At 71.1% G+C, this 16797-nt stretch carries 18 protein-coding genes and 4 pseudogenes; 16 read left to right on the top strand and 6 right to left on the bottom strand.

What is annotated here, in order from left to right; all coding sequences use genetic code 11:
* Positions 1 to 4: 4 nt before the first annotated feature.
* The 3 pseudogenes from OHB56_RS00945 to OHB56_RS00955 all read right to left on the bottom strand — a co-directional run.
* Positions 5 to 328, bottom strand: a pseudogene (locus OHB56_RS00945) (ATP-binding protein); the annotation flags it as partial.
* 355 nt (positions 329 to 683) lie between these two features.
* Positions 684 to 947 (bottom strand): annotated as a pseudogene (locus OHB56_RS00950) (ATP-binding protein); the annotation flags it as partial.
* Positions 947 to 1105, bottom strand: a pseudogene (locus tag OHB56_RS00955) (IS6 family transposase); the annotation flags it as partial. The pseudogenes OHB56_RS00955 and OHB56_RS00950, both read right to left, overlap by 1 nt.
* Positions 1106 to 1281: 176 nt before the next feature.
* Here OHB56_RS00955 and OHB56_RS00960 point away from each other — a divergent pair.
* From OHB56_RS00960 to OHB56_RS00970, 3 genes are all read left to right on the top strand, one after another.
* Entirely contained in the window at positions 1282 to 1458 is a 177-nt protein-coding gene (locus OHB56_RS00960) for a hypothetical protein (protein WP_326750716.1), read from the top strand.
* Positions 1459 to 1545: 87 nt separating this feature from the next.
* Positions 1546 to 3393 carry an ABC transporter ATP-binding protein gene (locus tag OHB56_RS00965; RefSeq protein ID WP_326750717.1) on the top strand — a complete coding sequence of 616 codons (1848 nt, stop codon included), beginning with the start codon at positions 1546 to 1548 and terminating at the stop codon, positions 3391 to 3393.
* Positions 3390 to 4307, top strand: a complete 918-nt coding sequence (locus tag OHB56_RS00970) for a serine/threonine-protein kinase (protein ID WP_406351074.1) — start codon at positions 3390 to 3392, stop codon at positions 4305 to 4307. The genes OHB56_RS00965 and OHB56_RS00970 overlap by 4 nt, the downstream gene beginning before the upstream one ends.
* 30 nt (positions 4308 to 4337) lie before the next feature.
* Here OHB56_RS00970 and OHB56_RS00975 read toward each other — a convergent pair whose 3' ends face one another.
* The gene (locus OHB56_RS00975; RefSeq protein WP_406351076.1) at positions 4338 to 5102 is read right to left on the bottom strand and encodes a hypothetical protein; all 765 of its coding nucleotides are present in this window, start codon (positions 5100 to 5102) and stop codon (positions 4338 to 4340) included.
* A complete protein-coding gene (locus tag OHB56_RS00980; RefSeq protein WP_326750720.1) occupies positions 5092 to 5703 on the bottom strand; it encodes an RNA polymerase sigma factor in 612 nt (203 codons plus the stop codon). The genes OHB56_RS00975 and OHB56_RS00980 overlap by 11 nt, the downstream gene beginning before the upstream one ends.
* Before the next feature lie 363 nt (positions 5704 to 6066).
* Between OHB56_RS00980 and OHB56_RS00985 the strand changes: the two genes are divergently transcribed.
* The gene (locus OHB56_RS00985; RefSeq protein WP_326750721.1) at positions 6067 to 6198 is read left to right on the top strand and encodes a hypothetical protein; all 132 of its coding nucleotides are present in this window, start codon (positions 6067 to 6069) and stop codon (positions 6196 to 6198) included.
* Positions 6199 to 6246: 48 nt separating this feature from the next.
* Here the strand turns inward: OHB56_RS00985 and OHB56_RS00990 are convergent, their stop codons facing one another.
* Positions 6247 to 7239, bottom strand: a complete 993-nt coding sequence (locus OHB56_RS00990; protein WP_406351078.1) for a ScbA/BarX family gamma-butyrolactone biosynthesis protein — start codon at positions 7237 to 7239, stop codon at positions 6247 to 6249.
* Between the two features lie 262 nt (positions 7240 to 7501).
* Here OHB56_RS00990 and OHB56_RS00995 point away from each other — a divergent pair, with 262 nt between their 5' ends.
* From OHB56_RS00995 to OHB56_RS01050, 12 genes and pseudogenes are all read left to right on the top strand, one after another.
* A complete protein-coding gene (locus tag OHB56_RS00995; protein ID WP_326750723.1) occupies positions 7502 to 8227 on the top strand; it encodes a ScbR family autoregulator-binding transcription factor in 726 nt (241 codons plus the stop codon).
* A 53-nt stretch (positions 8228 to 8280) separates the two neighbouring features.
* Entirely contained in the window at positions 8281 to 8979 is a 699-nt protein-coding gene (locus OHB56_RS01000) for an HAD family phosphatase (protein ID WP_406351080.1), read from the top strand.
* A 147-nt stretch (positions 8980 to 9126) separates the two neighbouring features.
* Positions 9127 to 9858, top strand: a pseudogene (locus tag OHB56_RS01005) (SDR family NAD(P)-dependent oxidoreductase).
* A 209-nt stretch (positions 9859 to 10067) separates the two neighbouring features.
* Positions 10068 to 10439, top strand: coding sequence for a TetR family transcriptional regulator (locus tag OHB56_RS01010; RefSeq protein WP_406351082.1), 372 nt, complete (start codon positions 10068 to 10070; stop codon positions 10437 to 10439).
* 75 nt (positions 10440 to 10514) lie between these two features.
* Positions 10515 to 10670, top strand: coding sequence for a hypothetical protein (locus tag OHB56_RS01015; RefSeq protein ID WP_406351084.1), 156 nt, complete (start codon positions 10515 to 10517; stop codon positions 10668 to 10670).
* 151 nt (positions 10671 to 10821) lie between these two features.
* Positions 10822 to 11868 (top strand): NAD(P)/FAD-dependent oxidoreductase, encoded by a 1047-nt coding sequence (locus OHB56_RS01020; protein ID WP_406351086.1) that lies wholly within the window; start codon positions 10822 to 10824, stop codon positions 11866 to 11868.
* A gap of 74 nt (positions 11869 to 11942) precedes the next feature.
* A complete protein-coding gene (locus tag OHB56_RS01025) occupies positions 11943 to 12239 on the top strand; it encodes a 2Fe-2S iron-sulfur cluster-binding protein (RefSeq protein WP_326750727.1) in 297 nt (98 codons plus the stop codon).
* A gap of 52 nt (positions 12240 to 12291) precedes the next feature.
* Entirely contained in the window at positions 12292 to 12549 is a 258-nt protein-coding gene (locus OHB56_RS01030; protein ID WP_326750728.1) for a hypothetical protein, read from the top strand.
* 8 nt (positions 12550 to 12557) lie between these two features.
* Positions 12558 to 13787, top strand: coding sequence for a fatty acid desaturase (locus OHB56_RS01035; RefSeq protein WP_406351088.1), 1230 nt, complete (start codon positions 12558 to 12560; stop codon positions 13785 to 13787).
* A 48-nt stretch (positions 13788 to 13835) separates the two neighbouring features.
* Positions 13836 to 14297: a cobalamin-dependent protein gene (locus OHB56_RS01040; protein WP_406351090.1), complete on the top strand. Its 462-nt coding sequence runs from the start codon at positions 13836 to 13838 to the stop codon at positions 14295 to 14297.
* Entirely contained in the window at positions 14294 to 15778 is a 1485-nt protein-coding gene (locus tag OHB56_RS01045) for a methylaspartate mutase (protein WP_326750732.1), read from the top strand. The genes OHB56_RS01040 and OHB56_RS01045 overlap by 4 nt, the downstream gene beginning before the upstream one ends.
* The gene (locus tag OHB56_RS01050) at positions 15778 to 16740 is read left to right on the top strand and encodes a quinone oxidoreductase (protein WP_326750733.1); all 963 of its coding nucleotides are present in this window, start codon (positions 15778 to 15780) and stop codon (positions 16738 to 16740) included. The genes OHB56_RS01045 and OHB56_RS01050 overlap by 1 nt, the downstream gene beginning before the upstream one ends.
* Positions 16741 to 16797 lie beyond the last annotated feature (57 nt).

Below are 16797 nucleotides of genomic sequence, written 5' to 3' on the forward strand. Positions count from 1 at the left end.
CGTGCTACGCCTGCGCCTCGGTGCGGGCGAGTCGGTAGGACTCGGTGCCGGTCTGGATGATGGCGCCGTTGAAGGTGAGGCGGTCGACGACGGCCGCGCAGAGCCGGGGATCGGTGAAGGTCTTCGTCCAGCCGCTGAAGGACTCGCTGGAGGCGATGGCGTCGCTGTTCTTCTCCTCCCGTTCGGTCAGCACCTGGAACAGCAGCTCAGCACCCCGCCGGTCCAGTTCCATAGAGCCGAGTTCGTCGATGCAGAGGAGGCCGACGCTTCCGTAGCGGGCGATCGTCTTCGACAGTTGTTTCTCGTCCGCGGCCTCGACCAGTTCGTCGCCGGGGTCGAGGACTACGGTGGCTGGGGGTGGGTTGTCGCAGCTGAGCATGGTCAGACCGGCTGCCGGGTGAACAGTTTGCTGTAGAGGTCCAGCGCAGCAGTTCCTCATCCACCCGTTTGCGGCCGGTTTCCCTCAGGCCGGTGGTGAGGTGGTGGGTGATCTTCGCCCAGTCCCGGAAGTTTCCGTGCGCGGCTTCCTGGTCGCAGACCGCGATGAGATCGGGGTCCCCCTCCGCCCATACGGAAGGGAAAGCGGGAATGACGGTGAGGACCTCGTCCAAGGGCATGCGGCCGGCCTCCTGCCGGGCGTAGACCCGGGATTCGAGCATCGGCTCGCTGTGCAGCATCTCGAAGCAGCCGTTGCCGCCGGTGAACACGATGGTGAGGTCGGATGCGGTGTCGTCCCAGAGGTGGCGCAGGCACTCGAAGCACAGCTTCGGCAGCCACTGCGCCTCGTCACACACCAGCACGCGCGGCTCCTCCAGCGCTCCGCGCAGCATGCGGTCGCACTCGATCGCGTGCGACGGCGGTCGGCCCGGCCGGCCGAGGGCGTGGAAGAGTTCATGGCGCAGGTCCCGGATGGAGGGGCAGGAGCGGAACTGGATCCGGCGGGTCAGCGCCGGACGGTCTCGTGGGAGACGAGCGCACCGCGCCCGGGCATCAGCTCCTCGACCTCGCGGGACGACAACGGGAAGCGGAAGTACAGCCACGCACAGTGCGCGATGATCTCCACCGGGTACCGGTGCCCCTGGCACGACGGCGGCGCGCTGCCCACGGGCGCCCCCTCCCGGCATGACCAATCAGAAGATCATCCCACCTGGTCAGTCGACGTGAAGTGCCGTGTCGAAGTTTCGGCCGATGCGTAATCATTTTCAACTTATTGCCCCGGAACGCCATCCAAGTCCCGCCCTGAGACGTATCCCATGTGTAGCAAGTCTCAGGAGGAACGCAATGGCTATCTTCAGCAATCTGATTCCTGCCCATCGCCGGGACCGCAACAACGACACGTCGCGCCGCGACGACTTCTCGGGGCATGGTCACGGGCACGACCACGGGCACGGCGACCGCAATGGGCACGGCGACCGCCACGGGCACGGCGACCGCCACGGCCACGGTTACGGCCACTAGTGACCACACCACGGAGGCTGAGCGGACCGGAGACCGAAAGGTCCTGGTCCGCTCCGTCCGTCCGTCCCTCCACGAGGAACGCATGCCATGGTGCATGTCCTGCGGCGTCTGCTGTCGGCGGGTGAGGCTTCCGGTGTGGTGGCGGCCGCGCCCCCGGTGTCTCCGCGCGAGGTGTTCCGGCGGTTCTGGCCCTATACCCGCGGCGGTCGGCGCTGGTTCGCTCCCGTCGTCCTCTTCAGCCTGATCGGCCCCGCCCTCGATGCCACGGAGATCTGGCTCTTCAAGATCGTGGTGGACGATGTGCTCGTTCCCCGCGACGTCGGACCGCTCCTGTGGATCGCACCGACCTATCTGGGGCTCATCATCGGCTCCGGCATTCTGGGGTTCGCCGACGACGTGACGTCCACGTGGGTCAGCGAACGCTTCCTGCTGACGCTTCGCTCCGATGTGTTCCGGCACGTCCAGAGCCTGTCGCTCGGATTCTTCGAACGCCGACGGCTCGGGGACGTGTTGTCGCGTGTGACGGGCGATGTCGACGCGGTCGAGACATTCCTGCTCTCGGGAGTGGCAGACGCCCTCTACTATGTGATCCGCCTGGGTGTCTTCCTCGGTCTGCTGTTCTATCTGCAGTGGGATCTGACCCTCCTCGCCCTCGTCATCGTGCCGCTGTTCTGGGGCGTCGCCCGGCGCTTCTCGCGGCTGATCAAGGAGGCGTCCCGGGAGCGCAGGCGCCGCAGCGGTTCGATCAGCGCGATCGCCGAGGAGTCGCTGGGCAACGTCGCCCTGGTGCAGGCGTACAACCGGCAGAGGTGGGAAGAGCGCCGGTTCGAGCGTGAGAACGTCGGCAGGTTCCGGGCCACGATGGCCTCGACGCGGATCCGCGCCGTCTACGGATCCGTCGTCGAGGTCATCGAAGTGTCCGGCGTCCTCGCGGTCATGAGCCTGGGCACTTGGAAGCTGGCCCAGGAACAGCTCACGCTGGGCGGACTGCTGGTCTTCCTGACGCTGATCGGCAGCCTCTACAGCCCGGTCCGCGGTCTGTCCCACCTCGGCACCACCTTCTACGCGGCGTCCGCCTCGGCCGAACGGATCATCGAGTTGCTGGACCAGCGGCCGCAGGTCGTCGAGGCCGCCGGCGCCCGCCGGATCGGCCGTGCGCGGGGTGACGTGGAGTTCGACGGCGTCTCCTTCCGCTATCCCGGTACGCCGTCCTGGGCACTGTCGGACGTGTCGTTCCACGTGGCGGCCGGAGAGACGTTGGCGCTGGTCGGGGCCAGCGGGGCCGGCAAGTCGACGGTCGCGAAGCTGCAGCTGCGCTTCTACGACCCCGACCGGGGCGCGGTCCGCCTCGACGGGACGGATCTGCGGGACCTGCGCCTGTCCGACCTGCGGGAGAGCGTCGCGGTGGTCCTGCAGGAGACGCTCGTCTTCCACGGCACCGTGCGGGACAACATCGCCTACGGCCGGCCGGAGGCGACGCAGGCGGACATCGTCGCGGCGGCACGCGCCGCGGACGCGCACGAGTTCATCGAACTGCTCCCGGAGGGCTACGACACGATGGTCGGCCAGCGCGGCCGGACGCTCTCCGGCGGGCAGCGCCAGCGCCTGGCGATCGCCCGCGCGATGATCAGGGACGCGCCCGTGCTCCTCCTCGACGAACCGACCACCGGCCTCGATGTGCGGTCCGGCCGTCGGATCATGGACCCGCTGCGCCGGCTCATGGCCGGGCGGACGACCGTCGTCATCTCCCACAACCTGCTGACCGTCCGAGACGCCACGCGCATCGTGGTTCTCGACCAGGGCAGGATTGCCGAGTGCGGCACCCACGACGACCTGCTCGAGCGCGGCGGGACGTACGCCCGACTGCACCGGCTGAACGCCCCGGTCGGTGCCGCACCAGCCGGGTCCTCGGCCCCCGGGACGGTGCTGCCGTGAGTGTCCCGGCGGTGCGGGCCGCCCCGCCCCTGGCACCCGGCACGAGACCGGTCCCGGGCTACGAGGTCCTGGCGCATCTGGCGCGCACCGGCTGGCTCGACGTCTACGACGTCTGGAGCGAGGAACGGGACTGCCGCTGTGTGATCAAGGCCGTGCGCCCCGACCGCCGGGACCAGGAGCAGCTGCGCGACCAACTGCTGCGTGAGGGGCGGTGGCTGGGGGCCTTCACCCATCCGCACCTGGTCCGCGCGTACGAGACGTTCGAGTCGCCGGTGCCGCTCGTCGTGCTGGAGACGCTGACCGGCGAAACGCTGTCCCACCTCGTCCACCGGTTGCGGCGCCGTCCGTCCGCCGCCGACGTGGCGCTTCTCGGGGTGCAGCTGTGTTCCGCGATCCACTACCTCCACGGTCAGGGTCTGCTGCACCTGGACCTCAAGCCGTCGAACGTGGTGGTGGACTGCGGTCACGCGAAGGTGCTGGACCTGAGCATCGCGCGGCCGCCCGGGCCCGCGCCCGCGGGGGTGGGCACGTTCTGCTACCTCGCTCCCGAGCAGGCCCGCGGCGGGCCGCTGTCGGCAGCCGCGGACGTGTGGGGCATCGGCATCACGTTGTACGAGGTCGCCTCCGGGGACGTGCCGTTCGGCCGCGAGGATTCCCACGAGGTTCCTCCCCGTGGGGAGAAAGGGGACGAGCCCTACGACGGCAGCGTCACGGGCGGCCGGGACGACTGGTATCCGCAGCTGGAAGGCACCGCCCCGCCGATCGGCTCGCGGCGGCGTCTGCCCGGGGGGCTCGCGGCGGTCATCGACGGCTGCCTTCGGACCGATCCGTCGTCCCGGCCCTCGGTTGCCGAACTGGCCACCGCACTCGACGCGACGCTGCCTGGCCCGGGACGCCGCACCGCCCGCCCTTGAGGCCATGGCGGGGCGCCGATTTCACGCGCTTCAACCGGTCTCGAAGTCGCCGGTGGCGAGGACGGTGCCGTCGGAGGCGGTCAGGCGGGCGCCGGAGAGCGCCGCGGGGTCGACCGGGGCCGCCGCGCCCCAGTCACCACGTCCGTTGCTCAGGGTGAAGGTGCCCACGCGGATCGTGGTGCCGTCCGTGCGCTCCAGGAGGCAGACGACCTTGCCGCTGTACGGAGTGCCGACGGCGGCAAGGTCGACGGTCATGTAGATCCAACCGGGTTTCCCCGGGTCTCCGGGGTGGGCGTAGACGTCGCCGACCGACGACCCGAGGCCCGAGGCCGAGGTCAGCTCTCCCTCCATCAAAGGTGTCTGGATCTCCACGGCAGGAGAGCTCGAGGCCGTGACACTCTCGATGGCGGTGCCGACCGCCCAGCCGGTGAACCCACATGCGAGTGCGAACGCGGCCGCGGCGGATGCGACCCGCAGCCGGACGCGGCGTGCGCGACTGCGGACCGCCTTGTGCGCGAGGTCGGGCGCCCGCGTGTGGGGGTCCCCCTCGTGCGTCGTCACCTCCTGGGGCAGTCCGCGCGCCACCCGGGTCTCGAACCCGAGCGGCGGCTCGCTGCCCGGCACCAGCCCGATCAGTCCGTCTCCCACCAGGGTCATGTGCTCGATGTACTCCCGACAGGCCGCGCACCGGTCCAGATGCGCGGCCGCCACCGCCCGCTCACGGCCGGGCAGCACGCCCAGTGCCATCTCGGCGCCGATCTCCCGCAACTTCTCGCAGGTCACGTCACTGACCATGGTCCCCTCGATCCGGAGAGGCGAGTGTGTTCCGCAGCTTGCCCATCGCTGTCCTGATACGCGTCTTTGCGGTGCCCAGCGGGATCTTCTCCCAGTCGGCGATCTGCTGGGCCGTCATTCCGTAGATGCCCGCCATCACCAGGGCACGACCCTGGTCCCGCGGCAGCTGCGCCACGGCGGCCCGCAGCTGGGACGAGGCCTCGTCGGCCAGAGCCCACTGCTCGGGGGTCTCGGTCACGACATCGAGGAGCGCGTCGAGGTCCTCGGGTGCCACCGGCTCCGTCCGCCGCGCACGGACGGCGTCGATGGCGAGATTGTGCGCGATGGTCGTCAGCCAGGTCGTCACCGACCCGCGGCGCGAGTCGTAGATCTGCGCATGACGCCACGCACGCTCGAACGTCTGCTGGGCGATGTCCTCGGCAAGTTGCCGATCTCCGGTGACGGCGATGGCGACACCGAAGACCGCGCGCTGGAACCTCCGTACGAAGGTGACCGCGAGTTCCGGATCACCGGCGGCCAGCCCGGACAGCAGAGCCTCGTCCGGGAGACGGCTAACGGGAACCGGAAGCTCGGCACACTTATATATACGGTCCGTCCCCACCAAGGGATTGCCCGGCCGCTGCGGAAGATCACATTCCCATTCTGCACCGGTTTCCCCGGCTGTACGAACTGCTCGCAGCGCGGTCAGTGACCGTTCTGCGCCAGCCGCAGCAAGTGACCCGCCAAGGCCTGGCCCCCGGTCGGATCCCGGGCATTGCTGCAGGTTCGACTTGCCCCAATGACCGTAGAAGCGCGGGGCGAAGCCCTCCACGACCGAGGCGTGATCACGAGTCCACTGGGCTGGCTGCTGTCGCAACTTCCGCAAGTCACGCACCGCCCAGACTGCGGATATACCTTTTGGGGTCCACCTTCGGTTGCTGCGCTTCAATATGGGCGAGACCGCCTGAAGGTCCCCACCGACAGGATGCTCGGACCGACGCAGCACCGCCTGACCCCGCTGGAGGCTTTCTGCGACGAGTTGCTCGCCGAACTGCTGACCGTCGACGGTGACGACGACGTGGCCATGGTGGCCGTACGGCTGCCCGCCGCTCCCTGACGCCCGCGCCGTCGTCGTCACCCCTGCCGCCGTGACCCCGGCCCGGGGTCAGGCCCCGGGAGTCGCCGTCGGCGTCACGGTCGCCGTGAACGCGCAAGCCTCGTTCTGCACCGCCGTGACGCACACCGGTGCCGCACCAGGGCCGTCGTCCACGGGTTCACGGCCGTCGCCGGGCAGGCCGCCGTCACCGCGGCCGGAGTCCTTGCCGGACGGCCCGGTGTGGATCCAGCAGGGCGCGTCGAGTTCCACGTACTGGGCGAACTCCGCCTCCATGGCCGTGGCGATCACCGGCCACGGGTGGGCCTGGGCGTGGGTGGCCTGTCGGGCCGCTTCGAGCAGGAGCATGCCCGGGGCGTGGTCGACCGGGTGGTCGAAGAGCGCCGGGTGAGTGAGGTCGACGCGCAGCTGATGGAGCGCGGGGCAGGTGGTCGGGGACAGCACGACGTCTGCGAACCCGGTCCGGGCGACCGAGGCCGGCGCGGTCGGCGGAGCAAGAGGGATGGCGCGCCGGTAGGCCTCGTCGATGTCGGCGTAGAGGCCGCGCAGCCGTGGGTAGACGGCCGGCGACAGGTCGGCGAAGCGGGTGAACGCGGTGCCCAGCGGGCGGCCGTCGACGGACAGGTGGACCCGCATGTCGACGGAGACCAGCCGGCCGGCGCGACGGACCACCTCCGGGCAGGTGACCCGCATTTCCACCTCGGCCGGGGCGTCCGACACCGCCAGCGCGGCCGGGTCGATCTCGTACCGGAAGCGGCTCCACACCTGCCGGTGGCCGAAGGGGACGTCGTAGGCGACGTGGCTCAGCAGCGGCACGCACTGGCGGACCGACTCCGCCACGAGCATCGGGGCGTGGAAGCCTCCCACCGGCCCGTAGAAGGGGTGGGTGAGCGGCCACCGGGCGGTGACGCGGTGGCAGTCCGGTCCGGCGGGGCTCCAGCCGGTCGGCAGGACCTCGGACTGCGCCGACTTGTGCACGTACTCGCGAGGAACCGCGATGGCGGACGAGATATGTGTCGCCGGGTTCGAGGCGGTGATCGACATGTGGAATCCCCCAAGGAAGTGTGTGCTGTGCACCGTTGTGGCGTGCATACAGGCGTTCGTCCCTAGGAAGAAAATAAAGAGTGCTCGTTTTGTTTTAGGTTTTCCCGCAGCAAAGGAACGGTCAGCGATGAGTAAAAAGGCGAGGAGGGAGTGCGAAGTGTCCGTTCATCACGGGCAAGCGGGAGCCGACGTTCCGATGCGGCTGGCCTAGTGGCGATCAGGCAGGTAACATAGGGAACGTTCTGTTTCTTTGGGGGTTCCGATGGCTCAGCAGCCGAAGCAAGAGCGTGCTGTCCAGACCCGTGAGTCGCTGCTCCGCGCGGCTGCGGACGTCTTCGACGAGGTGGGTTTCGCCGGCGCCAGCATCAGCCGCATCCTCAAGAGGGCCGGACTGACCGCCGGGGCCCTCTACTTCCACTTCGACTCGAAGGAGGACCTGGCGCGCGCGGTCATGAACGCGCAGCCCCGGTCGATCGTCCCGTGGCTGGAGTCCGAGGGACTGCAGCGGCTCGTCGACATCACCATGGTCTGGGCGTACCAGCTCCGGGTGGACCCGCTGCTGCGGGCGGGCGTGCGCCTCACCAGCGAGCAGGGCTCGTTCGGCGTGAAGGACGCCGCTCCGTACCAGGAGTGGAGCCAGATCATGACCGAGTGCCTCGAATCGGCCCGCGAGAGGGGCGAGTTGCAGGCCGGCGTCGAGCCCGCCGAGCTGGCCGAGTTCGTGGTCGAGGCGTGCACCGGCATGCAGACATACTCGGCCGTCGCCAGCGAGGCGCGGGCGGACCTCTCCGACCGCGCGGTACGGATGTGGCGGTTGCTGCTGCCCGGGGTCGCCGTCCCGGCCGTCGTCGCCCGCACCGAGGTGAACCCGGACCGGATCCGGGCCCTGCTCCGGGCGGCGAGCACCGCGAGCACCGCCGCGAACGGGCAGGCCCGGGAGGGCGTCGAGGAATCCGTGGACGGGGAGAGAACCGGCGCGGCCGGCTGAGGCCGCGCTTCCGGCACCGCGGCCGAGCCCGCGGTCTCACCGAGGGGGATCACATGAGTCAGGGGCTGGCGCATCTGCGCCTGGGCGCGGTGAACATCGACGGCGTCATGCTGAACGACACCTTCAGTCCGGTCATCCACCACTTCCTGGTGAGCCGCGGCTGCGTGTACACCGCCGAACTGGAGCGCACGATCTTCTCCCAGCCCCGCGCGGTCGCGGGGCGGCTGCTCGCCGAGGCCGGGGGGAACTCGATGAGCGGCGAGGAAGCGCTGGAGGCGTACTTCGAGGAACGGGCGCGGTATCTGAGGACCTGTCCGGTGCGGGTGAACGAGGGCGCCGTCGCCCTCGTGGAGCTGCTGCGCGGCCTGGGGTTGCGCACCGTCTGTTACGGCGGTCTGGGCAAGGACCACTTCGACGCCTTCCTCGGCGAGCACGCGGCACTGTTCGACGCGCCCGGCTACATCTGCACCGACTCCTTCCGGCCGGGCCTGCACGAGATCGCCACCGAGTACTTCGGTGTCGAGCACGACGAGGTTCTGATCGTCGACGACGTCGCCCGGGTCGCCGAGGAGGCGCGGCTGCTCGGCATGCCGTTCATCGGCCACCCGAGCCGCTTCGAGCACAGCTTCCAGCGGCAGTTGATGCGCGAGGCCGGGGTACGTCACCTGGTGGACTCGCTGCACGCGATCGACGAGGACCTGCTACGGACGCTCGACAGCGAGGCGGCGGCCGGCACGGCTTGGGCCGTCTGACGGCCGTCACCGCGTTCCACGAGGCACACGGCGAGGTCCGCGTCCCGCGCGGGCGCGGACCTCACGCGCACGCAACCGACTTCACGACGGCAAGGGGGCACAGTGGGCATGAGTGGTGCAGGGCGACTGCTGGACGGCAAGGTGGCCATGATCACCGGGGCGTCCAGCGGCATCGGGGCGGCGGCCGCCCGGCTGTTCGCCGAGGAGGGGGCCGCGGTGGTGGTCGTGGCCCGGCGCAAGGACAAGCTGGAGGACCTCGTCGCGGAAATCCGCGCAGGCGGGGGGCGGGCCGTCGCGGCGGCCGGTGACGTGACAAACCCGGACGACGCCGAACGGGCGGTGGCGGTCGCCGTCGACGCTTTCGGCACCCTGAACGCGGCGTTCAACAACGCCGGTTAAGCCACCGCGGGGACGCCGCTGCACGAGATCGACGACGCGACGTACGAGCGCACCGTCGACGTCAATCTGCGCGGTGTGTGGAACTGTCTGCGGCACCAGATACCGGCGATGCTCGCGGGTTCGGGGGGCTCCGTGGTGAACACGTCCAGCGTGGCCGGGACGAAGGCCACCGGCGCCTCGGCCGCCTATGTCGCCGCCAAGCACGCGGTGATCGGACTGACCAGGGCGGCCGCGCTGGACTACGGGCAGCGGGGCATCCGCTGCAACGCGCTGGTCGTGGGCAGCACCCGCACCGAGATGATGGAGGACGTGCTGCAGACGTGCCCGGAGCTCGAGGAGGTCTTCAGGGCCGACTCGGTACAGCGGCGGATCTCCGCGCCGGCCGAGGTGGCGCAGGCCGCGGCCTGGCTGTGCAGTGACCGTTCCTCGTTCGTCACCGGCACGGCGATGGCCGTCGACGGCGGTTCGACCGCGGTGTAGCCGTGCGCCGCCGTGCGGGAGCCCGGCCGCAGGCGCACGGCGGCGCACCGGCGCCCTCGGATCCCGAAGAGCCCCTGTCTCGGGACGGCCGCGTCTCCTTCCCATGAAAGAATAGCGAACGATCGCTTTTTTTCATCGGAAAAGCGGGGACGACTCCGGCGGGCCCACACGGTCCGGCCGGGGCTCGACCCCGAGGGAGGAACGAGGAGATGGTTGTTCAGAAGAGGGCGGTGCGCACACGCAGGGGGCTCGTCCAGGCCGCCGCCCTGGAGATCGACCGGGTCGGCTACGAAGGAGCCCGGCTGTCCCGGATCTGCGCGTCGGCATCCGTCTCGATGGGGGCGCTGACCTTTCACTTTCCTTCCAAGGCCGCTCTGGCCGACGCGATCCAGGAGGAGGGCCGGGCGATCGCCCGGACGCTCGTGGGCCGGGTCCTGGAGTCACGCGAGCCCACGCTGCGCGCGGTGGCCGAACTCACTGTCGGGCTCGTCGGGCTGCTGGAGGAGAGCGTCGTCGCGCGCTCGGCCGCGCGGCTCGCCAGGGAGCGGCCGGAGGAGCCGGACCGGTGGACGCAGGTCTGACTGCCGGCCGTACAGGACCTGCTGGAACGCGCCCGCGAGGACGGTCGGCCACGGCTCACGGTCCACTCCGAGGCGGTGACCTCCCTCGTCAGGTACCTGCTGACGGGCGCCGAGGCGCAGATACGCGGCGCCGGAGCGCCGGCGGTCGGCGCGGGTGCCGGGAGGGTGGCCGACCAGGTGGAGGGGATCTGGCGGCTGGTCCTCGACGGCACGGCGGCCCAGGGCGACTGACTCGGCTCCCGATCGTTCTGTTTCGGCAAGGAACGACGCAACATAGAAAAACATAGCGATCGTTCTGTACGATTTTCTGGCGTGGGGGCAAGCGCCGCCCTCACGCCACGCATAGACAGGTACGCGTCAATCGATGCAGGGGGAGCGTGAGATGCCAGCAGTCGTGAGCGCCGTCGGCCGGCCCGCCGAGGCGGCGGTGGACATCGCAGTCGTGGGCGCGGGGCCCGCCGGGCTGTACTCCGCGTACTACGCCGGGTTCCGCGGCCTGTCGGCGGTGGTCGTCGACGCGCTCGACGAGCCCGGCGGCCAAGTGGCCGCTCTCTATCCGGAGAAGCTGCTGTACGACGTGGCCGGCCACCCCGCCCTCAAGGGACGGCAGTTGATCGACAATTTGCTGGAGCAGGCTGCCCCGTTCGGTACGCGGTACCTGCTCGGCCGGACGGTGGTCGGCCTCGCCCGCCGAACCGGAGGCTGGACCCTGAGCACCGACGACGGCGGCAGAGTGGACGCCGGAGCCGTGGTGATCGCCGCCGGGCTCGGCAGGTTCGTGCCCCGCAGGCTGCCCTGCTCTGTGCCGTACGAGGGCAGGGGCGTCGCCTACCACGTCCCGCGCCCGGAGGCGCACGCAGAACGGGACGTGGTCGTGGTCGGCGGCGGCGACAGTGCCGTGGACTGGGCACTGGCCCTGGCCCCGCTGGCCCGCAGCACGACCCTCGTCCACCGGCGGGGCGCCTTCCGCGCCCACGAGTACAGCGTGCGGCAGCTGTACGCCTCCGCCGTCCGGGTCGTCACCGACGCCGAGGTGGTCGCCTGCCACGGTACCCAGCGGCTCGAACGGGTCGAGATCCGGCGAGGCGACGAGGTGTTCGCCCTGCCGGCGCAGGCGCTGGTCGCCGCTCTCGGCTTCACCTCCGGCCTCGGTCCCGTCGCCGAGTGGGGAATCGACCTGGAGCACCGCAGGATCCGGGTCGACCGGTCCATGAGCACCAACCTGCCCGGCGTCCACGCGGTCGGCGACGTGTGCGCCTACCCGGGCCGCGTCCCGCTGATCACCGTCGGCTTCGGCGAGGCCGGCACCGCCGTGAACCACACGGCCGTGCCCCTGCGCCCCGGCGTACGGCTCGCGCCCGAGCACTCCTCCGACGCGTTCCCCGGTGCACGCGACCGCGCAGCCGTCCCGTCCTCGTCGGCCGCGTAGCACCGGCGCCTCGGTCACCGCATCGCATCCCGCGCGCCGGGATGCCCGACCCGCCTCAAGGGGGCCGCACAGCAATGCCGCTCAACAAGCTCACCCTCATGCCCGACAGGGTGGAGATCCTGCTGCCCGAGGGCTCCTGCCTCACGGACATCGAGTACGAGAGGCCGGAACAGCTGATCCCGTTCGGCTGCCGCTCAGGGGCCTGCGGCGCCTGCGTCATCGAAGTCCTCGACGGCTCCGCGTCGCTCGGGGAGGCCGATCCCGACGAGACGGACTTCCTCGAGGACCTCGGCCGGGCCGACGGGAACCACCGGCTCGCCTGCCAGTGCCGCCTCCTGGGCGCCGCGACCGTCCGCGTCGCGCAGCAGTGAGCGCGGGCCGGTACGACACCGCCTCGTCTCGCCACCTCCGTGGAGGAATGCCATGCACCAGCACACCATGATCCCCGGCGTCGTGGACGGCACGGTCACGTCCTGTGTGGACGCCGAGGGCAACGTCTCGTTCCGGATCGCGATCCGCGAGACCGGCCTCCGGCCCGAGAAGGCCGACCACATCGAGGTCGTCCTCACCCGGCAGGACGCCCGTGCCCTCATGTCGGCCCCCGACCGGTCCGCGCCCGTCGCCTGCTCCGTCGGCGTCCGGCTGAACAGCGCGCCCTCCCCCGCTCTCTCCTCCCTCTAGGAGCACCGATGGCACTGCTCGACCAGCAAGGCACCTCCGCTCCGGCCACCGGCATCCCGCCCGCCGCCGCGGCCCGTGATCCGCGCGAGTCCATGACCGTGCTCCCGGGATTCCTCCAGTTCCCGCTGACGATCCTCACGGGCAAGGCGCTGCCCGGCCAGCGGTCCCCGGGCTGGACGCCCACCTTCCACCTGGTGACGGCCACGGTGTCGATGGCCGCCGGTGTCCTCGTCAGCACGCTGGCCTACGTCCTCGGCGGGCCGTTCCTGCTGCTGCTCGCGGCCGGCTGGGCGGTGACGCTGCACGGGATGCGCAACCTGCGGATGATGATCTACCACCAGTGCTCGCACCGGAACATGTACCGCCGCCGCGAGCCGGACCGGGCCATAGGCCACGCCGTGTCCAGCCTCCTGATCATCCAGAACTTCCAGCGCTACAGCCGCGAACACGTCAGCGACCACCACGCGCTCGACCACATGACGCTGAAGGACCCCACGGTCCAGGCCTTCCTGGTCAGCCTGGGCCTGCACCCGGGCATGACCCGCCGCCGGATGTGGCGCCGGCTCCTCGCCAAGCTGGTCTTCCCGCGCTTCCACTTCGCCTTCGCCGTCTCCCGTGTGCGCTCCTTCTGGAGCGAGTCGGCGCGCACCGAGAAGGTGGCGGCCGTCACCCTCTACGGCACGCTCGCCCTGGTCACGGCGGCGACCGGAACCTGGCCGGCCCTGCTCGTCGTCTGGTTCGTGCCGCTCGTCCCGCTGTTCCAGGTCAGCAACACCCTGCGGCTGTGCGTCAAGCACACCTTCCCCGAGCCCGGCCTCGAGGACCGGCGCAGCCGGGCGTACTTCGCCTCGCTGACCAACGCCATCTTCCTCGGCGACCCGGCCCCCGCGCCGCAGATGCCCGCCGGGCGCCGCGCCCTGGCATGGATGCGCTGGATCCTGCGGCTGCTGTTCGTGCACGCCCCGTCCCGCTACCTCGTGCTGACCGGCGACACCGTGGTCCACGACTTCCACCACCGTCACCCGCGCGCCGCGGACTGGCCGAACTACGTCTTCGCCCGCCAGGAGGACGCCGAACGCCTCGCGCCGGAGCAGCCGCCGTACCACGAGGTCTGGGGTCTGGTGCCCGCGATCAGCCACGTCTTCGACTCGCTGGCCGCCGCCGACCCCGAGGAGTTCGACGTCGACCGGCTGAGGTCCGTGAGCAAGCGGGAGCTCTTCGCCGCCTTCGACGACTGACCGCCCAGCCACCCGCACCCCACCAACGACCCCGAACCAGGAAGCTCGATGCGTACTCCGTCGAACCAGCACTGCGCACCCCGTACGGTCGTCCTCGGCGTGGCGGCCAGCGACAGCCACCCGGTCGCCAACCACCTCATCGCCCACTCCCTGCGCGGCCTCGGCTACCACGTCGTCAACCTCGGCACCTGCACGGCCGTCGAGGAGTTCGCCGAAGCCTGTGAGCGGTACCCGCACGCCGAGGCCGTCGTCATCGGCAGCCTCAACAGCCATGTCCACGAGGACCTGCGCAGTCTCGACCAGGCCAAGCGGTCGGGCCGGATCACCTGCCCGGTCGTCGTCGGCGGCAACCTTTCCGTGGGCAGCCACAAGGACGCCTCGGCCCACGACCGCCTGTACGCCGCCGGGGTGGACCACATCCTGTCCGACGCCGCCGAACTGCCCTGCCTGCTCGACCGGTTACGGCTCGACGGCCGCGGTGCCCGGCTCACCGACCTGGCGGCGTCATGAGCGTCACGTCCGTCCCGTCCGCCGGCGCCCGCTCCGTCACCGTCCCACTGGCCTGCGCGACCTCGCTGCCCACGCCGTCCCAGTCCGCCGCGTACATCACCTCGCTCGGCAAGCCCACCGCCGCCGAGATCCTCCAGGACTGCAAGGACCGGGGCCGGGTGGCCCTGCAGCCGCGCTGCGGCGTCGGCGGCCACGAGGAGATGAAGCGGCTTCTGGCGACCTTGGAGGAGGAAGCCCGCCCCGACATCCTGACGCTGACCATCGACTCCCACACCCGTCTCAAGCGGTTCGGCGAGGCCCGCCGCACCCTGCACCTGCGGCCGGCCGACCTCAACGGCTACCCGCTGGTCGCCCACGGCTGGCAGCGCGGCCGTGAACTGAACGAACTGGTCGACGCGCCGCTGGAGATCCGGCACGGATCCCCCGACGCCCGCCTCCTCTTCGACGTCTCCGTCGCCTCCGGCATCACCTCGTTCGAGGGCGGCGGCATCTCGTACAACCTGCCCTACTCCAAGGCCGTGCCGCTCGCCGAGTCCCTGACGGCCTGGCAGGACGTGGACCGCGCCTGCGGCGAACTCGCCGAGCACGGGGTGATCGTCGACCGGGAGCTGTTCGGCACCCTGACCGCGGTGCTCGTGCCGCCGTCGATCAGCCTCGCCGTCAGCGTGCTGGAGGCGGTGCTCGCCACCCGGGCCGGTGTCCGCTGTGTGTCCGTGGCCTACCCGCAGGGCGGACACCTCGTCCAGGACGTCGCGGCCCTGCGCAGCATCCCGGTCCTCGCCGAGCGCTACCTCCCGGCCGGCGTCCAGGTCCACGCGGTGCTGCACGAGTTCATGGGCGTCTTCCCCCGCAAGCGCGACAACGCCGAGGACCTCATCCTCTACGGGGCGCTGGCGGCCCGGCTCGGCGGGGCCTCCAAGCTGATCACCAAGACGTACCAGGAGGCGTACGGCATCCCTGACACCGCGGCCAACGTGGCCGGTCTGCGGCTGGCCGACCGGGCCAACTCGCCGCTGCTGGAATTCGTCGCCGTCGACGACGGCCAGGTCACCGAGGAGCAGGGGTGGATCCTCGATGAGGTCGCCGATCTCGTCGAGCCGCTGCTGCAGCGCCCCGACCTGATCGAGGCGGTCGTCGAGGCGTTCGCCGAGGGGCGGCTGGACATACCGTTCAGCGCCAGCCGTTCCGCCCGCTCCGACGTCATCCCGCGGCGCGACGCCACCGGCGCCATCCGCTACCGGACCGTCGGCGCCCTGCCGTTCGCCCCGGCCCGGCTGCGCCGCAACGAGGAGCTGCTGCGCGCCGTGGACGGCCCCGGCGAACCGGGCATCGACACCCTGATGGCGGGCCTCACCGGCGACATCAACTACTTCCGCGGGCTCTTCCGCGAGTCCGAGCCGCACACCGGCGCCCACGGGCCCGAGCGGTCCCGGAACGCGACGGCCGCCACCCCCACCGCACCCGGCGAATCGAGGAACTGATGCGTGCCCTGCAGGTGAGCCGCCCCGGCGGACCCGACGCCCTCGTTGTCACCGACCTGCCCCGTCCCCAGGCCACGCCCGGCCAGGTCGTGGTCCGCAACGAGGCCGTCGGCCTCAACTTCATCGACGTCTACTTCCGCGACGGCACCTACCCGACGGCCTACCCGTTCGTCCCCGGGCAGGAGGCCGCCGGAGTGGTCACCGCCGTGGGCGACGGCGTCACGGACTTCACCCCGGGCGACCGGGTCGCGTACGCCACCCAGCTCGGCGCCTACGCCGAGTACACCGCCGTTCCGGAGGCCAAGCTGGTGCCCGTTCCCGACGGCGTTACGCTGCGCGACGCGGCAGCGGTCCTGCTCCAGGGACTCGCCGCGCTGTACCTCAGCGGTACCACTCACCCCGTGGCGGCCGGCGAGACCGTGGTGGTACTGGCCGCCGCCGGGGGGCTGGGGCAGCTCCTGGTGCGGCTGGCCGCACAGCGCGGCGCGCGGGTCGTCGCCGTCGCCTCCACCAAGGAGAAGCGAGAGGCCGCCCTGGCCGCGGGCGCCCACCACGCCCTGCCCTACGGGGACTTCTCGGCCGGGGTGCGCGAACTCACCGACGGCGAGGGCGCGCACGCGGTCTACGACTCGGTGGGCGCGGCCACGTTCGAGGAGAGCGTCAGGGCACTGCGCCGCCGGGGCACCCTCGCCGTGTGCGGGCTGTCCAGCGGCCCGGTCCCGCCGGTCGACGTCGAACTGCTGCGCACGGCGGGCTCCCTGTACCTGACCCGGCCCACTCTCGCCGACCACGTCCCGGACGCGGCCTCCCTCAGGGCGGCGGCCGCCGAGCTCTTCGCGCACGTCGTCAGCGGCGTGGTCCGTCCCGGCGTCGGCGAACGGCTGCCGCTGGCCGAGGCGGCGCGGGCACACACCCTGCTGGAGGGCCGGGCCACCACCGGCAAGGTCCTCCTCACGCCGTGACGCACCGACCGGACCCCGCCACCAGCCGTACCCCGAGCCGTACCCACAGCCGCTCCC

This window comes from Streptomyces sp. NBC_01635, assembly GCF_045209715.1.
Taxonomy (GTDB): Bacteria; Actinomycetota; Actinomycetes; order Streptomycetales; family Streptomycetaceae; genus Streptomyces; species Streptomyces hirsutus.

Bases quoted from the DNA above. Each gene is read 5' to 3' on its own strand.
- OHB56_RS01035 (WP_406351088.1), top strand. From the start codon at position 12,558: ATGGCACTGCTCGACCAGCAAGGCACCTCCGCTCCGGCCACCGGCATC.
- OHB56_RS01030 (WP_326750728.1), top strand. From the start codon at position 12,292: ATGCACCAGCACACCATGATCCCCGGCGTCGTGGACGGCACGGTCACG.
- OHB56_RS01040 (WP_406351090.1), top strand. From the start codon at position 13,836: ATGCGTACTCCGTCGAACCAGCACTGCGCACCCCGTACGGTCGTCCTC.
- OHB56_RS00990 (WP_406351078.1), bottom strand. From the start codon at position 7,239: ATGTCGATCACCGCCTCGAACCCGGCGACACATATCTCGTCCGCCATC.
- OHB56_RS01020 (WP_406351086.1), top strand. From the start codon at position 10,822: ATGCCAGCAGTCGTGAGCGCCGTCGGCCGGCCCGCCGAGGCGGCGGTG.
- OHB56_RS01045 (WP_326750732.1), top strand. From the start codon at position 14,294: ATGAGCGTCACGTCCGTCCCGTCCGCCGGCGCCCGCTCCGTCACCGTC.
- OHB56_RS01025 (WP_326750727.1), top strand. From the start codon at position 11,943: ATGCCGCTCAACAAGCTCACCCTCATGCCCGACAGGGTGGAGATCCTG.
- OHB56_RS01010 (WP_406351082.1), top strand. From the start codon at position 10,068: ATGGTTGTTCAGAAGAGGGCGGTGCGCACACGCAGGGGGCTCGTCCAG.
- OHB56_RS01050 (WP_326750733.1), top strand. From the start codon at position 15,778: ATGCGTGCCCTGCAGGTGAGCCGCCCCGGCGGACCCGACGCCCTCGTT.
- OHB56_RS00995 (WP_326750723.1), top strand. From the start codon at position 7,502: ATGGCTCAGCAGCCGAAGCAAGAGCGTGCTGTCCAGACCCGTGAGTCG.
- OHB56_RS00960 (WP_326750716.1), top strand. From the start codon at position 1,282: ATGGCTATCTTCAGCAATCTGATTCCTGCCCATCGCCGGGACCGCAAC.
- OHB56_RS01000 (WP_406351080.1), top strand. From the start codon at position 8,281: ATGAGTCAGGGGCTGGCGCATCTGCGCCTGGGCGCGGTGAACATCGAC.
- OHB56_RS00975 (WP_406351076.1), bottom strand. From the start codon at position 5,102: ATGGTCAGTGACGTGACCTGCGAGAAGTTGCGGGAGATCGGCGCCGAG.
- OHB56_RS00985 (WP_326750721.1), top strand. From the start codon at position 6,067: ATGCTCGGACCGACGCAGCACCGCCTGACCCCGCTGGAGGCTTTCTGC.
- OHB56_RS00965 (WP_326750717.1), top strand. From the start codon at position 1,546: ATGGTGCATGTCCTGCGGCGTCTGCTGTCGGCGGGTGAGGCTTCCGGT.